At 67.9% G+C, this 15503-nt stretch carries 15 protein-coding genes and 1 tRNA gene; 4 read left to right on the top strand and 12 right to left on the bottom strand.

Annotated features, from left to right (window positions below; translation table 11 throughout):
• Positions 1-134 precede the first annotated feature (134 nt).
• From C8E96_RS21655 to polA, 4 genes are read right to left on the bottom strand one after another with little or no spacing between them, the layout of a single operon-like run.
• A complete protein-coding gene (locus C8E96_RS21655) occupies positions 135-614 on the bottom strand; it encodes a DUF5956 family protein (RefSeq protein ID WP_091375423.1) in 480 nt (159 codons plus the stop codon).
• Between the two features lie 8 nt (positions 615-622).
• Positions 623-1153, bottom strand: a complete 531-nt coding sequence (locus tag C8E96_RS21650; protein ID WP_091375420.1) for a Rossmann-fold NAD(P)-binding domain-containing protein — start codon at positions 1151-1153, stop codon at positions 623-625.
• A gap of 40 nt (positions 1154-1193) precedes the next feature.
• Positions 1194-1823: a 5,6-dimethylbenzimidazole synthase gene (bluB, locus tag C8E96_RS21645; RefSeq protein ID WP_091375417.1), complete on the bottom strand. Its 630-nt coding sequence runs from the start codon at positions 1821-1823 to the stop codon at positions 1194-1196.
• Positions 1824-1878: 55 nt separating this feature from the next.
• Entirely contained in the window at positions 1879-4533 is a 2655-nt protein-coding gene (gene polA / locus C8E96_RS21640; protein ID WP_228769919.1) for a DNA polymerase I, read from the bottom strand.
• Between the two features lie 162 nt (positions 4534-4695).
• On the opposite strand from polA, the gene C8E96_RS21635 reads away from it, so the two are divergent.
• Positions 4696-5130, top strand: a complete 435-nt coding sequence (locus tag C8E96_RS21635) for a hotdog fold thioesterase (protein ID WP_091375410.1) — start codon at positions 4696-4698, stop codon at positions 5128-5130.
• Here C8E96_RS21635 and C8E96_RS21630 read toward each other — a convergent pair.
• Both C8E96_RS21630 and C8E96_RS21625 read right to left on the bottom strand, forming a co-directional pair.
• Complete coding sequence (locus C8E96_RS21630; protein WP_091375407.1) at positions 5127-5294, bottom strand: DUF397 domain-containing protein; 168 nt, start codon at positions 5292-5294, stop codon at positions 5127-5129. The genes C8E96_RS21635 and C8E96_RS21630 overlap by 4 nt on opposite strands.
• Positions 5295-5300: 6 nt before the next feature.
• Positions 5301-6143 (bottom strand): helix-turn-helix domain-containing protein, encoded by an 843-nt coding sequence (locus tag C8E96_RS21625; protein WP_091375404.1) that lies wholly within the window; start codon positions 6141-6143, stop codon positions 5301-5303.
• Positions 6144-6239: 96 nt separating this feature from the next.
• On the opposite strand from C8E96_RS21625, the gene C8E96_RS21620 reads away from it, so the two are divergent.
• Positions 6240-6725, top strand: coding sequence for a DUF2716 domain-containing protein (locus tag C8E96_RS21620; protein ID WP_091375401.1), 486 nt, complete (start codon positions 6240-6242; stop codon positions 6723-6725).
• A 56-nt stretch (positions 6726-6781) separates the two neighbouring features.
• Here C8E96_RS21620 and C8E96_RS21615 read toward each other — a convergent pair whose 3' ends face one another.
• The 5 genes from C8E96_RS21615 to C8E96_RS21595 all read right to left on the bottom strand — a co-directional run bounded on the left by C8E96_RS21615 (position 6782) and on the right by C8E96_RS21595 (position 12349).
• Complete coding sequence (locus tag C8E96_RS21615; RefSeq protein WP_091375398.1) at positions 6782-7495, bottom strand: ABC transporter ATP-binding protein; 714 nt, start codon at positions 7493-7495, stop codon at positions 6782-6784.
• A complete protein-coding gene (locus C8E96_RS21610) occupies positions 7492-8376 on the bottom strand; it encodes an ABC transporter ATP-binding protein (protein WP_091375396.1) in 885 nt (294 codons plus the stop codon). Before C8E96_RS21610 ends, C8E96_RS21615 begins: the two co-directional genes overlap by 4 nt.
• Positions 8373-10112, bottom strand: a complete 1740-nt coding sequence (locus C8E96_RS21605) for a branched-chain amino acid ABC transporter permease (protein ID WP_091375393.1) — start codon at positions 10110-10112, stop codon at positions 8373-8375. Before C8E96_RS21605 ends, C8E96_RS21610 begins: the two co-directional genes overlap by 4 nt.
• Positions 10109-11038, bottom strand: coding sequence for a branched-chain amino acid ABC transporter permease (locus tag C8E96_RS21600; RefSeq protein ID WP_091375389.1), 930 nt, complete (start codon positions 11036-11038; stop codon positions 10109-10111). Before C8E96_RS21600 ends, C8E96_RS21605 begins: the two co-directional genes overlap by 4 nt.
• A gap of 81 nt (positions 11039-11119) precedes the next feature.
• Complete coding sequence (locus tag C8E96_RS21595; RefSeq protein WP_091375386.1) at positions 11120-12349, bottom strand: branched-chain amino acid ABC transporter substrate-binding protein; 1230 nt, start codon at positions 12347-12349, stop codon at positions 11120-11122.
• Between the two features lie 364 nt (positions 12350-12713).
• Between C8E96_RS21595 and C8E96_RS21590 the strand changes: the two genes are divergently transcribed.
• Complete coding sequence (locus C8E96_RS21590) at positions 12714-14480, top strand: fibronectin type III domain-containing protein (RefSeq protein ID WP_133794659.1); 1767 nt, start codon at positions 12714-12716, stop codon at positions 14478-14480.
• On the opposite strand, the gene C8E96_RS21585 is transcribed toward C8E96_RS21590, so the two are convergent.
• Positions 14477-15079 carry an ANTAR domain-containing response regulator gene (locus tag C8E96_RS21585; RefSeq protein ID WP_091375380.1) on the bottom strand — a complete coding sequence of 201 codons (603 nt, stop codon included), beginning with the start codon at positions 15077-15079 and terminating at the stop codon, positions 14477-14479. The genes C8E96_RS21590 and C8E96_RS21585 overlap by 4 nt on opposite strands.
• Positions 15080-15233: 154 nt before the next feature.
• Here C8E96_RS21585 and C8E96_RS21580 point away from each other — a divergent pair.
• Positions 15234-15310 (top strand) — tRNA-Leu (locus C8E96_RS21580).
• The last annotated feature ends 193 nt before the right edge of the window (positions 15311-15503 follow it).

Genomic DNA, 15503 nt, shown 5'->3' with positions numbered 1-15503 from the left:
GCTGGGCGTCGGACTCGACGTTGCGAGGGTTGGACTCGTTGTCGTGAGCGTTGAACTCGTTGTCGTGAGCGTTGGACTCGCGGGGGTCAGCGGGCGCGGAGACTGCCGGCCTGGTGGCTGCCGGACACGCGGCTTCAGCGATAGAGGGTGGTGACGATCTGCCCGATCAGCGGCGCCAGGTCGCGGGGATGGACGGCTACGCCGTCGGGGACGCGTTCGATGAGCGCGGTGTGGATGGCGCGGTCGAAATCGGTGCGGTCGGCGCGCCCGTCGGGGAGCCGTTGGTACCAGCGGTAGCCGCGCGGTGGTGCTGGAACGTTCGCGTCGGCGAGGTACGTCTCGATGCCTTCGTCGATCACGTCTTGGTCCGCGGCGGTGCGGGGCACGCACTCGGAGCGGGTGCCGGTGGCGTCGATGGTTGTGACCAGCACGGTGTGGTGAGCGTGGTCAGGCACGCGAAGCAGGTTCTCGGCACCCGCGTGCCAGGCGATCAGCATTGAATACCCGGTGTCCGGGACCAGGTGATAGGTGTGCCCGCCGTCGTCCAAAGTGGCGGGAGTCGGATCGGGCCGCGGTGCCGCCAACTCGCGGCTGCGGTCCCACGCGGTGCCCATCCCTTGCGTCAGCTGACGTGGACGCCGCCGACCTGGTGGATGCCGGAGGGGCGTCCATCCAGGCCTCGGTGGATGGCGTCGGTGACACTGGCGGCGATTTCCGCGTGGGTGAGCCAGCGGGAGGTACCTCGGTCCGTGACCGGGCGCAGCACGACCTGCTGTGTCGGGTGGTCGGTGATCACCGGGTCCGGGCAGCCTGCGATCGGGTCGGCCGACGAGCTGCCGTGGACCTCCACGACCGGGGCGTCGGGGGCGAGCAGGCGGGCCACTGCCTTGAGGACCGGCACGCGTGATCGGCTCTCGATCCAGGCGACCAGGAGGTTTGCCGGGCCGCCCAGGGCGCGGGCGGCTCGGTCGGCCAGGCGCTCGGGGTAGGACCAGTCGGCTTCCACCCACAGGGCTCGGCCGGTGCCCTCGGCGGCCAGTGGGGCGTAGCGGCGGCTGGGGAGGACGACGTGCCAGCCGTCCGCGATGAGGCCCGTGGTTACTCGTGTGAGCATTCCGGTGCCGCCCAAGACCAACGCTCGCCGTACCGCCATCGCTGTCTCCCTCCGGGGAATCCCCGAGGTTACCGGGGCGTCAACCCGTGTGTGTGCTGTAACGCTCGTGATGGACCACCTGGTCGAGTGGCATCCGGCTGCGCCAGCCGTGCCGTTCCAGGTCGGGCACCTCCTGCAACCGGTCCACGGGACCGAGGCACAGCCAGGCCACCGGCCGCACCGTGGCCGGGATACCCAGCAACCCCTGCAGGTACTCCTCGCGGTAGAAGCTGACCCAGCCGACGCCCAGGCCCTCGGCTGTGGCGGCGAGCCACAGGTTCTGGATGGCGAGGCACACCGAGTACAGGCCGGCGTCGGCGATGGCGTGCCTGCCGAGGACCGACGGGGAACCTCGGTGCGGGTCGTAGGTGACCACAACCGAAAGAGTGGATTCCAGGATGCCGTCGATCTTGATGCGCTCGAAGGTGGCGGCCCGCTCCCCCGTCAAGGTCGCCGCGTACTCGGCTCGCTCGCCGTGGACGTGCTGGTGGAACTGGGCGCGCGTGTCCGGGTCGCGGACGAGGACGAAGTCCCACGGCTGGCTCATGCCCACGCTCGGCGCGGCGTGTGCGGCACCCAGGACTCGGCGCAGGACCTCGTCGTCGATGGGCGCGCCGGTGAACTCAGCGCGCACGTCGCGCCGCTTGCCAATGACCTCGTAGACATCCACCCGGGCAGCCTAGTTAGGTGACTGCCCGGGCCTGGCCATGCTGTGACATGCGACGCTAGTGCGCGGCCTCGTTCCAGGAGCGTCCGAAGCCGACGGAGACGTCGAGCGGGACGCGGAGTTCGTAGGCGCCGCCCATTTCCTTGCGTACCAGGGCTTCCACGGCTTCGTGTTCGCCGGGGGCGACGTCGAGCACCAGTTCGTCGTGGACCTGGAGCAGCATTCGGCTGCGCAGGCCCGTCGCCACCAGTTCGCGTTGGACGTGGAGCATGGCGACCTTGATGATGTCGGCGGCGCTGCCCTGGATGGGGGCGTTGAGCGCCATCCGCTCGGCCATCTCGCGGCGCTGGCGGTTGTCGCTGGTGAGGTCCGGCAGGTAGCGGCGGCGGCCGAAGATGGTTTCGGTGTAGCCGTCCTTGCGGGCCAGGCCGACAAGTTCCTGCAGGTAGTCACGCACGCCGCCGAAGCCTGCGAAGTAGTCGTCCATCAGCCCGCGCGCCTCCTCGGTGGAGATGCGCAGCTGCTGCGAGAGTCCGTACGCCGAAAGGCCATACGCCAGCCCATAGTTCATCGCCTTGATCTTGGCGCGCTGTTCGCCGGTGACCTCCGTCGGCGAGACGGAGAAGACCTTGGCGGCGGTGGCGGCGTGGAAGTCGAAGCCGGAGTTGAACGCCTCGATCAGCGCCTCATCGCCGGACAGGTGCGCCATGATCCGCATCTCGATCTGGCTGTAGTCGGCGGTGAGCAGTTCGGCGTAGCCGTCGCCGACGATGAAGGCGTCGCGGATGGTGCGGCCGGCTTCGGTGCGGATCGGGATGTTCTGCAGGTTCGGCTCGGTGGAGGACAGCCGACCGGTGGCCGCGATGGTCTGGTTGAACGTGGTGTGGATGCGGCCGTCGTCGGCGACCGACTTCAGCAGGCCCTCGACGGTGACCTTGAGCCGCATCGCGTCGCGGTGTTCGAGGAGATGTTCCAGGAACTCGTGCCCGGTCTGCGCGTAGAGCGTGGTGAGCGCTTCGGCGTCGGTGGTGTAGCCGGTCTTGGTCTTCTTCGTCTTCGGCATTTCGAGTTCGTCGAAGATGACGACCTGCAGCTGCTTCGGCGAGCCGAGGTTGATCTCCTTGCCGATGACCGCGAACGCCTTCTGCTCGGCGTCGCGCACGCGGGCGGCGAAGTGGGATTCCAGTTCGCTGAGCTTCTCGGTGTCGACGGCGATGCCCGCCGCCTCCAGCTCGGCGAGGACACGCAGCAGTGGCAGCTCCATGTCGCCGAGCAGGGTGTACTGGCCCGCGTCGCGCAGAGCGGTGTCCAGAGCGTCGGCCAACTCGGCGATCGCGCGGGCGCGCAGGATCTCGCCTGCGGCGATCTTGCGGTCGTCGTCGCCTTCCTCGTCGAGCAGGGATAGCTGCTGCTCCCCCGCCGTGTCCTCGACCCGCAGTTCGCGCTTGAGGTAGCGCAGGACCAGGTCGTCGAGGGTGAAGGTGCGCTGACCCGGGCGGACCAGGTACGCGGCCAGCGCGGTGTCGGTGGCGAGGCCTTCGAGGGACCAGCCGCGGTTGCGCAGAGCGTGCAGCGAGCGCTTGACGTCGTGGGCGAGCTTGGGGATGTCCGGGTCGGCCAGCCAGTCGCGGAAGGCGCGCTCGTCGTCCTCGGTCAGCGCGGTGACGTCGACGTACACGCCCTCACCGCCCGCGGTGGACAGCGCGACCGCTCGCAGTTCGACGGCCTGACCGGACACGCCGACCTGGTCGTCCTTGAACGACAGGCCGATGCGCGTGCCCTTCGGCGCGTGCTTCGCCAGCCAGCCGGGCAGCTCGCCTGCCTCCAGGGCGCCGCCGCTGACCTCGAAGCCCTCGTCGGCCTCGGGCTCGGCGCTGGTGAGGGTGGCGAAGAGCCGGTCGCGCAGGACGCGGAACTCCAGCTCGTCGAACAGCCGGTGCACGGCGTCGCGGTCCCACGCGCGCACCGCGAGCTCACCCGGGGTGAGCTCCAGGGGGACGTCGCGGACCAGCTCGGTGAGCTGGCGGTTCATCATCACGCTGGAGAGGTTCTCCCGCAGCGAGTCGCCGACCTTGCCCTTGACCTCGTCGACCCGGTCGATCAGGTCGTTGAGCGAGCCGAACTGCTGGATCCACTTGGTGATCGTCTTCTCGCCGACCCCGGGGACCTTGGGCAGGTTGTCGCTCGGGTCGCCACGCAGGGCCGCGAAATCCGGGTACTGGGCGGGCGTGACGCCGTACTTCGCCAGCACGGCATCGGGCGTGTAGCGGGCCAGCTCGGAGACGCCCTTGACCGGGTAGAGGACGGTGACGTGCTCGTTGACCAGCTGCAACGCGTCTCGGTCGCCGGTACAGATGGAGACGTCGAACCCGTCGGCCACGGCCTGGGTGGTCAGGGTTGCGATGAGGTCGTCGGCCTCGAAGTTCTCCTTGGCCAGCTTCGGGATGCAGAGGGCGTTGAGAACTTCCTCGATGAGGCTGACCTGGCCCTTGAACTCGTCCGGGCTGGCGCTGCGGTTGGCTTTGTACTCGGGGTACGACTCACTGCGGAACGTCTTGCGGGAGACGTCGAAGCACACCGCGAGGTGGGTGGGGGCTTCGTCACGCAGGAGGTTGATCAGCATGGAGGTGAAGCCGTAGACGGCGTTGGTGTGCTGGCCCGTGCCCGTGGAGAAGTTCTCCTTGGGCAGCGCGAAGAACGCCCGGTAGGCCATCGAGTGTCCGTCGATCAAGAGCAATCGCCGGCCTTCGGTGGTGGTGACGGGGAGCGGTCGGGTTTCGGTCTGCGCTGGCACGCCGCGAGTCTAGGCTGGGGCACTGACAGCTTTGCCGAGAGTCGGGGTCGATCGACCCAGCGTCACCCATCGGAGGTCCCCATGAGCACCATCGACCCGTCGAAGATCCCTGGTCTGCGCCCGGAAGTGGCCGACCAGCTGCTCGCCGACAAGCTCGGCATCGAGGTGACGGAGTGGGACAAGAGCCGGCTGGTGGCGACCATGCCGGTCAAGGGGAACCTGCAGCCGTACGGCTTGCTGCACGGTGGCGCGAGCGCGGTGCTGGCGGAGACGCTGGGCTCGATCGCGGCGGCGTTGAACGCGCCCGAGGGGAAGCTGGTCGTCGGGCTGGAGCTGTCGTGCACCCATCACCGTGCGGCCCGCGAGGGTTTGGTGACGGCGGTGTGCACGCCGCTGCACGTGGGGCGGTCGACGTCGACGTTCGAGATCGTGATGACCGAGGACAGCGGCAAGCGGACGTGCACGGCGCGACTGACGTGCGTGGCCCTGGACCGCGCGCCGGGCGATAAGGGCTAGAGGTCGGCGAGGCGCTGAGGCGACCAGGAGGACTCCGGGAACCTCAGCGTGCCGCCATCAGGATTCTTGGAATCACGGACACGGAGATCGGTGGCGTAGGAAACCTCGACACACGCGGCTTCGGTGGGGTTGCTGAACGTCGACTTCCGCCACTCCGCGTGCACCGTGTTTCAGCTCCGTTCGTAGTCGGCCGCCATCCTGGTCAGGAAGTTCACCGTATCGGCGGACCCCAGCGCGAACTTCATCAGCGTATCAGTGCGATCTTGAAACCGGCTGACGCCAGCGGGGGCGTCGATGAACCCGGCCACGCCAAAATGTTCGACATAGGCGATCGGCGGGGCATCGGCGAATCCCATCATGATGTACATGCCGGGATTCGGATAAGCGCCGTGCCGGTTGGGGATCACATGGATGTTGATGTGCGGGATCTTCGCCCGGCCGATCAGCCAATTGATCTGCTGCACCATCACCTCTGATCCACCGCACGGCCGCCGCAGGACGGCCTCATCGATGACTGCGGTGTATTGCGGGCTCACCAGCTTGGCCAGAACCTTCTGCCGATTGAGGCGCGCCTCGACCATCCCGTCTAGATCCGCCCCTGTCACGCCCACAGCGACGTGCTGCGCTCGCACGTAAGCAGGCGTTTGCAGAAGGCCAGGCACGACAGCGGGCGCGAACTCCATCAGCGATCGCGCCTCGGCTTCGAATGCGGCAAGGAAGGGCAGCAGCCAAGGGAGCCGGTCACCAGTTTCGAACCATTCCAGGGCATCCAGGTTTTGGGCCAATTCGAGGATCCGTCCCCGATCGGAACCAGTCACGCCGTATAGCGCCAATAGGCCGGCCACATCCGTGATCGGAGATACCCGCTTGGCCTTCTCGCTGCGATTTACAGTCGCGGGTGATGAGCCGATCCCCTGTGCGGCGTCGCGGGTGTTCAAGCCCATCCGGGCCCGGGCCGCCGCCAGTTCCATTCCCAACGCCCGCATCCGGGCGGGCTGCCGATTGGTGATCATGCGGCAATCAGACCGGTACTTCTCACGCTCCGCAACGCGACCGTTCGGCTGAGTGATCTCGCTGCCCGAAACACCGATGCCACTACGGTCCACGTCATGGAAACATCGGTGACCCGGTTATCGGATGAACCCGACCACCGCGAACTCTGGAACCGCATCCACCGCGACTTCCACTTCCGGCCCCACACCGCCGCCTTCCCGGGCATCGCCGAACCCTCCGACTCCATCACCTGGCGCCTGCCCGACACCGAATCCGGCATCGACCGGCTCCAGGCGCTCGTGGAATCCGGATTGCGCACCTGCACCCCGCCCGGCGAGGACCTGTACTGGCTCGACTGGCAGCACGAGGGCTTCCGCTTCGACCCGCACCGGGTCGGCGGAGTCGGACAACCCTCGTGGCCAGGCGGTTGCTTCCCCGACGGCGACTACTTCCTCTACACGTCCGACGACCTGCGTCATGGCACCTTCGGCCACCCGTGGGAAAGCACCCTGTGCGTGTACGGAGCCGACCTGCTCGACCGAGTCGCGCAGCCGATCACCGAGATCCTCGGCACCGCCGTGCGCCGAGGCGGGAAAGGGTGAGGGGCCGCACCCGAACCCGGGAGCGGCCCCCCTCACGACTCAGAGCTTTCGAACTGTCAGTCCTCGCCGAGGTAGGCCGCGCGAACACGGGAATCAGCCAGCAGGTCGTGACCCGGGCCTTCCAGCGTCGTGCGTCCCAGGTCGACCACGTAACCGCGGTCGGACTGGGCGAGGGCGGCCAGAGCGTTCTGCTCGACCAGCAGGATCGTGGTGCCCTGCGACTGCAGTTCCTTGATGGTGTCGAAGATGCGCTGCGTCATGATCGGCGACAGACCCATCGAGGGCTCGTCGAGCATCAGCAACCGCGGCTTCGCCATCATCGCCCGGCCGATGGCGAGCATCTGCTGCTCACCACCGGAGAACAAGCCCGCCTTCTGCTGGCGGCGCTGACCGAGCACGGGGAACAGCTCGTAGACCCGCTCCATGTCCTTCGCGACACCCGCGTCCTTGCGGACATAGGCGCCCAGCTGCAGGTTCTCCTCGACCGTCATCCGGCCGAAAAGCCTGCGGCCCTCGGGACAGTGCGCGACACCCTTCTCCAGGATCTCGTGCGCGTCGGCGTTGGCGATCGACTTCCCATCGAACCGGATGTCGCCCGACTTCGGCCGCAGCAACCCGGAAATGGTGCGCAGCGTGGTGGTCTTGCCCGCGCCGTTGCTGCCGATGAGGCTGACGATCTGGCCCTCTTCGACGGAGAACGAGACGTCCCGGACGGCTTCGATCGCGCCGTAGGCGACGCTGAGGTTCTCAACCTCGAGCAGTGCGGTCACTGCTGGCCTCCCTCGTTGGGGCGTGGATCGCGGATGGGCTCCATGATGGAAGTGCGCTCCGCCGACGACTCCGCCGCGTACGCGTCCACCTCCGCCTGGACCTCCTCCGGGGGCTTGCCCAGGTAGGCCTCGATGACCCGCGGGTCACCTCGGACGACCTCGGGCGAGCCCTCCACCAGCATTTCGCCCTGCACGAGCACCGAGACGTGGTCGCACAGCGAGAAGATGAACTTCGTGTCGTGCTCGATGACCACCACGGCGATACCCAGCTCGCGGATCGCGAAGATCAGCTGCCGGGCCGCCTCGGTCTCCTGCGGGTTCATGCCCGCCGTGGGCTCGTCGAGCAGCAGGACCGCCGGATCGGTGGCCAGTGCTCGGGCGATCTCCAGGCGGCGCTGGTCACCGTAGGGCAGGTTCCGCGCGAGTTCGTCGTCCAAACCGGACAGTCCGACGAAGTCGAGCAGCTCCAGGCACCGAGTCTTCGCGTCAGCCTCGCCCTTCTTGAAGGCCGGGCCGTGGAACAGCGACGCGATCGGGCCCTGCTTCATCCGCGAGTGCCGTCCCACCAGGACGTTCTCCAGCGCGGTCATGCTGGGGAACAACCGGATGTTCTGGAACGTGCGCGCCACACCGGCGACCGTGACCTTGGCCGGGTCGCTGGGCAGCGTGCGCCCCTTGAGCCGGACCGAGCCGCGGGTCGGGGTGTAGAGACCCGTGAGGCAGTTGAAGAACGTGGTCTTGCCCGCGCCGTTGGGACCGATCAGCCCGAGGATCTGGCCCTCGTGCAGTTCGATGTTGACGTCCTTGAGCGCGGTCAGACCGCCGAAGACCATGGTGACATTGGAGGCCGACAACACCGGCGCATTGCTGGTCGCGGTCATCGGGCCACCTGCGCCTTCGCGCCGCCGGGGGTGTCGTCAGGCAAGTTGAGCTCCTCGATCGGCACCCCTTCGGCGCCTTCATTGGCCAACTCGGCACGTCGGTGCTTGTCCGGCACGAGGCCCTGCGGCCGGAAGCGCATGATCAGCACCAGCGCGAGGCCGAACAGCAGGAGCCGGTAGTCGGAGAACTCACGCAGCTTCTCCGGCAGCACCAACAGCAGTGCCGCACCGAGCACGGCGCCCGGGATGGACCCCATGCCGCCGAGAATGACCGCCGCGAGCAGGGTCACCGACTCGATGAACTGGAAGCTGTCGTAGGCGACCGTCGAGGTCTTGTGCGCGAACACCGCACCGGCCAAACCGGCCAGCGTGGCGCCGATGACGAAGGCGAGGATCTTCGCCTTGCCGGTCTTGATGCCCATGGCGCGCGCCGCGTCCTCGTCCTCGCGGATCGCGATCCAGGAACGGCCGATGCGCGAGTTCTTGAGGTTCGCGAACACCACCATCACCAGCGCGACGAGCACGATGATCAGGACGTAGTACAGGACGCCGGAGGGCAGCTTGATCGACCCGATGGTGAGCGACTCGTCGAACGGCTTGCCGAACCAGTTGATCGCGGGCACGCCCGGGATCGCGTTCGCGCCGCCGGTGAGTCCACCGATGTCGTTCTGCGCGGACTTCTTGAAGATCTCACCGAAGGCCAGCGTCACGATCGCGAGGTAGTCACCGCGCACCCGCAGCGTCGGCGAGCCGACGATTCCGCCGAAGATGCCCGCGACGATCGCGGCGATGATGGCCGCCACCAGGAACGGCAGCTCACCCTCGATGCCGAGCTTCGACGTGACCGCGCCGGAGAAGTTCGCCGCGACGAACGCGCCGATACCGAGGAACGCGACATATCCGAGGTCGAGCAGGCCCGCGAGGCCGACGACGATGTTCAGACCGATCGCGGTCGCGGCGTAGACGCCGATGTTGGCCGCGGTGGTCATCCAGTAGTCGGTGCCCGCCTCGGTGAACGGCAGCGCCAGGGCGACCACGAGCAGCACGATGACGCTGAACCACTTGTGTTCGTCCGACAGCCGGGAAATCCAGCCGGTGAGGCCGATCCCGTGCAGGGCGCCCAGCACACCGGCCAGGAATGCCAGCAGCGACAGGAAGATCGGGCCCGCGTACGGGTTGCCGACACCACCCTGGCCACCGGCGTTGAGCATCATCGCGACGGCGAGCAGCAGCGCGACGTAGGCGATGATCAGCGCCGCATAGGCGACCAGGCGCGGAACCTTGGTGTTCCAGTGCGGGATGGGCTCAAGCTCGCCCGCCTTGGACGCGACGATGATCAGCACGCCCGCCGCGATGCCGATGATGCCACCGAAGGCGAAGTTGCCGTCGGCGGCCGTGATGGCGCCGAGTCCGCCGCCGTTGGCCAGGATGAAGCCGGTGTTCACAACAGCGATACCGGTCAGGCCCCAGCCGAGCGCGCGGTGCACCCGGTTGCGGACGTTGAACGGTGAGAACACCACGACCAGCACCGCTACACCGATGAGCAGGGTGTGCATGCGGAACCCGCTGACCAGGAACGGCGCGTCGAAGAACTGCAGCGTCGACTTGTCCGGGTACGGACCCTCATTGAGGGTGAAAGTGGCCCACGGCATCAGTGCCGCGATGATCGCCAGCACACCACCGGCGATGACCAGGATGCGCGCCTGGGCAGGCGACAGAACTTCCTTGACACTCATGCGCGCACCCTTTCCGGCTCACCGAACAGACCCTGCGGCCGGAAGACCAACACCGCGATCAGGATGACGAAGATCCACACCAGGTCGTACTGGGTTCCGCCCCACATGTACTGACCCGACAGGGTCTTGACGATGCCGATCGCGAAACCGCCGATCACCGCACCCTTGATGCTGCCGACTCCGCCGAGGACCGCCGCGGTGAACGCGAAGATGCCGTAGAGGAAGCCGACCTCGGTGTCGACGTTGGTGATCTGGATTCCGTAGAGCACGCCGGCGATGCCCGCAAGGGCGGCACCGATGACGAACGTCAGCACGATGGTGCGGTTCGGGTTCACGCCCATGAGCCGGGCGGTGTCCGGGTCCTGCGCGGTGGCGCGCATCGCGCGACCCATCCGTGACTTGGTGATGTAGGTCTGCAGGGCGATCGCGCCGATGATCGAGACCGCGATCATCAGGAGCGCGGTGGAGCCGATCGTCACAGTGCCGCCGAAAACCTCGAGGGTGAACTGCTTGTCGACGAAGACACGCGGGAAGGGGACCGGAGCGGTCGCGCCCGGGTACCACAGGCGGACAGCTTCCTTGAGAACAACCGAGACACCCAATGCGGTGATCAACGGCGCCAGTCGCGGCGCGTTGCGCAGCGGACGGTAGGCGAACCGTTCGACGATCACCGAGAGGATGACGGCGACAAGCGCACCACCGATAGCCATCAGCGGAAGCGCGACCCACCAGTCGCTCTTCCAGCTATCGGGCAGGACATAAGAGTAAGTCGCGAGCGAGGCGAACCCGCCCACCATGAAGACCTCGCCGTGGGCGAAGTTGATCAACTGGATGATGCCGTACACCATCGTGTAGCCCAACGCGATGAGCGCGATCAAGCCGCCCAACACGAGGCCGTTAACAAGCTGCTGTAGCAGCGTGGCCACGTCTACCTCCAAGAGTGGCGGGGGCAGGCGTCATTGCCTGCCCCCGCCACAACCGTCTATTTGGACAAAGAGCTAGCTGGATCAGCCGCCGAACGTGCCGGTCTCGTCAGCCGCCCACTTGCCCGCGGTCACCTTGTAGACGGTCAGCAGCTTGTTGGTGCTGTCGCCGTACTGGTCGAACTTGATCTCGCCGGTGGCACCCTGGGCGGAGTACTCGCCGACGTTCTTGATCAGGTCAGCGCGCTTGTCGTCGCCCCACGTGCCCGCGTCGCCAAGGGTCTTGCCGAGCGAGGCGATGATGGCGTTGGTGGCGTCGTAGGAGAACGCACCGTAGGCGCTGAACTTGTCCTTGTAGTTCTTCGCGTTGTACGCGTCGACGAACGCCTTCGCGCTCGGCAGGGTGTCGGTCGGCGCGCCGACCGAGGTGGCCAGGTCACCTTCCTTGCCGCCGAGGTCGATGAACTTGTCGTCGTAGATGCCGTCGCCACCCATGACCGGGATGTTCAGACCGGCGTCCTTCATCTGCTTCGAGAGCGGACCCGCCTGCGGGTACTCGCCGCCGTAGTAGACCGCGTCCGGGTTGGAGCCCTTGATGGTGCCGATGACGCCGGCGAAGTCGGTGTCCTTCTCGCCGACCGTGCCCTGGGCGGCGATCTTGGCGCCGTCCTTCTCGGCCTGCTTCTGGAACTCCGCCGCGAGACCCTTACCGTAGGTCTTGCCGTCGGTGATGATGGCGATGTTCTTCTTGCCCGCCTTGCCGACCAGGTACTTGGCCGCGAACGGGCCCTGCAGGTCGTCGGTGGCGCAGACGCGGAAGTAGTTCTCGAAGCCGCGCTTGGGGGCGGTGCCGTACTCGGCGCCACGCGTCAGCGACGGGTTCGTGTTGGCGGGCGACACCATCACGATGTTCTTGCCCTTGAGGATCGGCTGCACGCTCTGCGCGACCGAGGAGTTCAGCGTGCCGACGACGCCGACAACATTCGCGTTAGAGGAAAGCCTGGTGGCTGCCTGCGCGCCGACCTGGGCGGTCGCCTGGTCGTCTTCGGTCTGCACAGCGAGCTTGTAGCCCTTGACAGCGCACTTCTCGTTGGCCTGGTCGGCCGCGAGCTGTGCGGAGTTCTTGATGCCGAGGCCAAGCGCGGACAGACCACCGGACTGCGGCGCGATGACGCCGATGACCAGGGTGCCCTTGCTCTGGTCACAGGCCTGGTTGCCCCCGCCCGCACCGGTCTCTTCCTTGTTGGTGCCACAGGCTGCGAGCAACAACGCGCCAGCGACCAGCACCGCGGCCTTCACCGTCTGGTTACGCACGTGACGTCCCTTCTCCGCTTCGTCCGACAATGCCGTACAGCATGCCGAACCTCGCCCTCATACCTATTTGAGGGTTGGGGCGGAAAGTAGTGACCTGACGAGGAGTAGTCACGTGCCTAGGCTGCTCGTGACCAGACTGCAACGAAAGTGAGCGCTGGTGTTCGAGGGTCGGACACTGGGCGCTGATGGGCTACGCATTAGCGAGACGTGCCAATACGCTGCGGTCGTGGTCAGCGGAAAACGAGTGCTCATCTGGGTGGGAGCGGTCGCCGTGCTCGTGGGGGCCGTCCTGACGTTGCGTACGCCGAGTGACGAATCACCGCCCCCGGAGCGACCTTCGACCATCACCGCAACCCCTGAACGGGTGAGCCGATTCGCCGACGACCGGGTGCTGCTCCCAGAGCCCGGGAAGCCACCCGCGGCGCCACGTGACGTGGCCTCGGACCCCGCTCCCGGAAGGCTGCGAGTGTGGTGGGCCGGCAGCGACGCCGCGGGGTACGAGGTCCGCTGGGAAGGCGGCGGCGCACCGGCCCGGACGAAGCTCGTCGCGACGCCGGACACCCAGCTCGACGGGCTCGTCGACGACGCCGACTACAAGATCGAGGTGCGGGCCGTCGACAGCTTCGGGCAGCGGTCCGAGCCCACTGTCGTGGGCGGCAGGCCCGGCCGCGGCGACGCCGGGTGGCGTGAAGGGCTGACCGGGCTGCTCGACGAGTTCCGCGACGACGCGTCCGTGCGGTCCGACGTGCCTGGGTCGCTGTGGCACCTGTCCGGCTACCGGGGCTGCGTGGACCTGGGGGCGCGGGCGCCCGGCGAGGTGGGGCTGCCGATCGACCTCGGGTGCGGCGCCGACGAGGCGGTGCTGCGGGCCCGGCAGCCGCTGCGGCTGACCGAGTCCGACGGCGGCCTGCTCGGGCGTTTCGTGGTCCTCACCGACGCGGCGGGCCCGGGTGGTCGGCTGACGCTCGACCTGGTGCCGGGTCCGGCCGACCGGATCGGCGCGGTCCGCAGCACGCCGCACGCGGGCGAGGACCCGACGCTGCCCGCGGGGGCCATCCGGGTGCTGGTGGACGACGGGGGCGTGCGGGTCAACACGGGTGCGGGGCTGGACCAGCGGACCGTGACCGCGCAGGTACCGCCCGCGGTGCCCGCGCGTGGGGGCGGCGTGCTGCATCTGTTCGAGGTTCGGGTGACGACGTCCGGGGTGTTCGTGCTGCAGGACGGGCGCACGGTCGGGGTGTCCGGGGCGGTGCCGCGCTGGTCGGAGGCGTCGGCGCTGATCGGGATGCGCGGGCCGCAGGGCAGGCGGTCGCGCGTGCATGTCGCGGCGGCCGGGTTCAGCGGGCCGCCCGCAGTCGCGCCGTCGGTGGTGGAGAGGTCGGTCAACCTGGCCACCCGGCAGGTGCTGGCGCCGGACGCGCCCGCCCCCGCCCTGGGGATCTCGCGGCGGCTGCTGGCGGACGCGCTGTCGGCGCGGATCGTGGTGACGATGACGGTGTCCGGCGCGGTGGACACGTCCGCGGCGACGATCCAGTTGGGCACCGATGTGCTGCCCGCACCGCCCGCGGTGCCGGGTCCGCCGCGGTCGGCGGGGTCGACGGTGACGGTGATCGCCGAGGTCCCGCAGGCGTTGCTCGGAGCTGATGGGGAGGCGTTGAGCCCGTTCGTGGTGCGCGCGCCGGGGGCGGAACCTGGGGTGGTGGTCCAGGAAAGTTACCTGGAGCTGTCGGTGGCCACTCCCCCACCGCCTGACTCGTCGAGGGGAGCGGACCGCGCTTCCCGCGACGCCCTGCCCACGTTGTCGATCGAACTGGGCGACTCGGGCGGAGTCCCGATGCCGGCGCCGACGGTGACCCCGCAGGGAAGGCTCGTGGTCACGGTGCGGCTCGCCGGGGAACGGTCCCAATGGGACACCGGGGCGGTGGCGGGCGTGCAGGGGTTCCAGCTGTGGGCCGACGGGCGGATGGTCGCGAGCCTGCCGACGTCGATCGGCGGGCCGTCACCGGGTGGGACCTACTCGATCCCGTTGTCGCTCAACGGGTTCACGTCGGGCAGACACGTGCTGGAGGCGCGGGTGATCGGGGTGGATGGGGACCGGACGTCGGTGCTGGAGAGCTTCACCGTCGTCTAGTTGATGTTCTCCACTACGGCCTCGGCGACCGCCTTCATGGTGGTGCGGCGGTCCATCGCGGTGCGCTGGATCCAGCGGAACGCCTCCGGCTCGGAGAGGCCCTGCTTGCTCATCAGCAGCCCCTTGGCGCGCTCGATGACCTTGCGGGTCTCCAGGCGTTCGGTCAGCCCGGCGACCTCGGTCTCGAGGGCCTGCAGCTCGGAGAAGCGGCTGACTGCCAGCTCGATCGCGGGCACCAGGTCGTGCTTGGCGAAGGGCTTGACGAGATAAGCCATGGCACCGGCGTCGCGGGCCCGCTCGACCAGGTCGCGCTGGCTGAACGCGGTCAACATGACCACGGGAGCGATCCGCTCACCGGCGATCATGGTGGCGGCCTCGATACCGTCCATCTTGGGCATCTTGACGTCGAGGATCACCAAGTCGGGCTTGAGCTCACCGGCCAGCCGCACAGCCTCTTCACCGTCACCGGCCTCACCGGCGACCTCGTACCCCTCTTCCCGGAGCATCTCGACCAGGTCGAGCCGGATCAACGCCTCATCCTCGGCCACCAGCACCCGACGGGGAGCGGGACCTTGGGCCTCGGTAGCCACATCGGTCACCGGGGTCCTCCTTGCTACCGGAAACGGGAAGCCTGAAGCCTACCGTCGCGTATCCCCCGTGAACCCCAGGCCGGACGTGACGGCGCTGACATCACCCGGTAGCGGCAACCCTCGCGCGCGTGTTCGAGGTGATCGCGTAGAGTCCTCCCCCGACGCCCCCGTAGCCCAACCGGCAGAGGCAGCGGACTCAAAATCCGTCCAGTGTCAGTTCGACTCTGACCGGGGGCACCACTCTTGACCAGCACGAACAATCGAACATGTTGATCATTGAGCGCGGCCGGGGTGCGAGCAACCTGGGACTATGGGTCGTTCACGCGCAGATGAGGTCGGCAGCGGGGCCAGATCGAGGAGCGAGCGGGCACGCTCCGGGTCAAGGTGTACGCGGGACAGGACCCCGTCACAGGGAAAAGGGTCTATCTCCGAG

Source organism: Actinokineospora alba, from assembly GCF_004362515.1.
Classification (GTDB): domain Bacteria; phylum Actinomycetota; class Actinomycetes; order Mycobacteriales; family Pseudonocardiaceae; genus Actinokineospora; species Actinokineospora alba.
The sequence above is the reverse complement of the archived record's forward strand: the minus strand, read 5'-3'. Positions and strand labels throughout refer to the sequence as shown.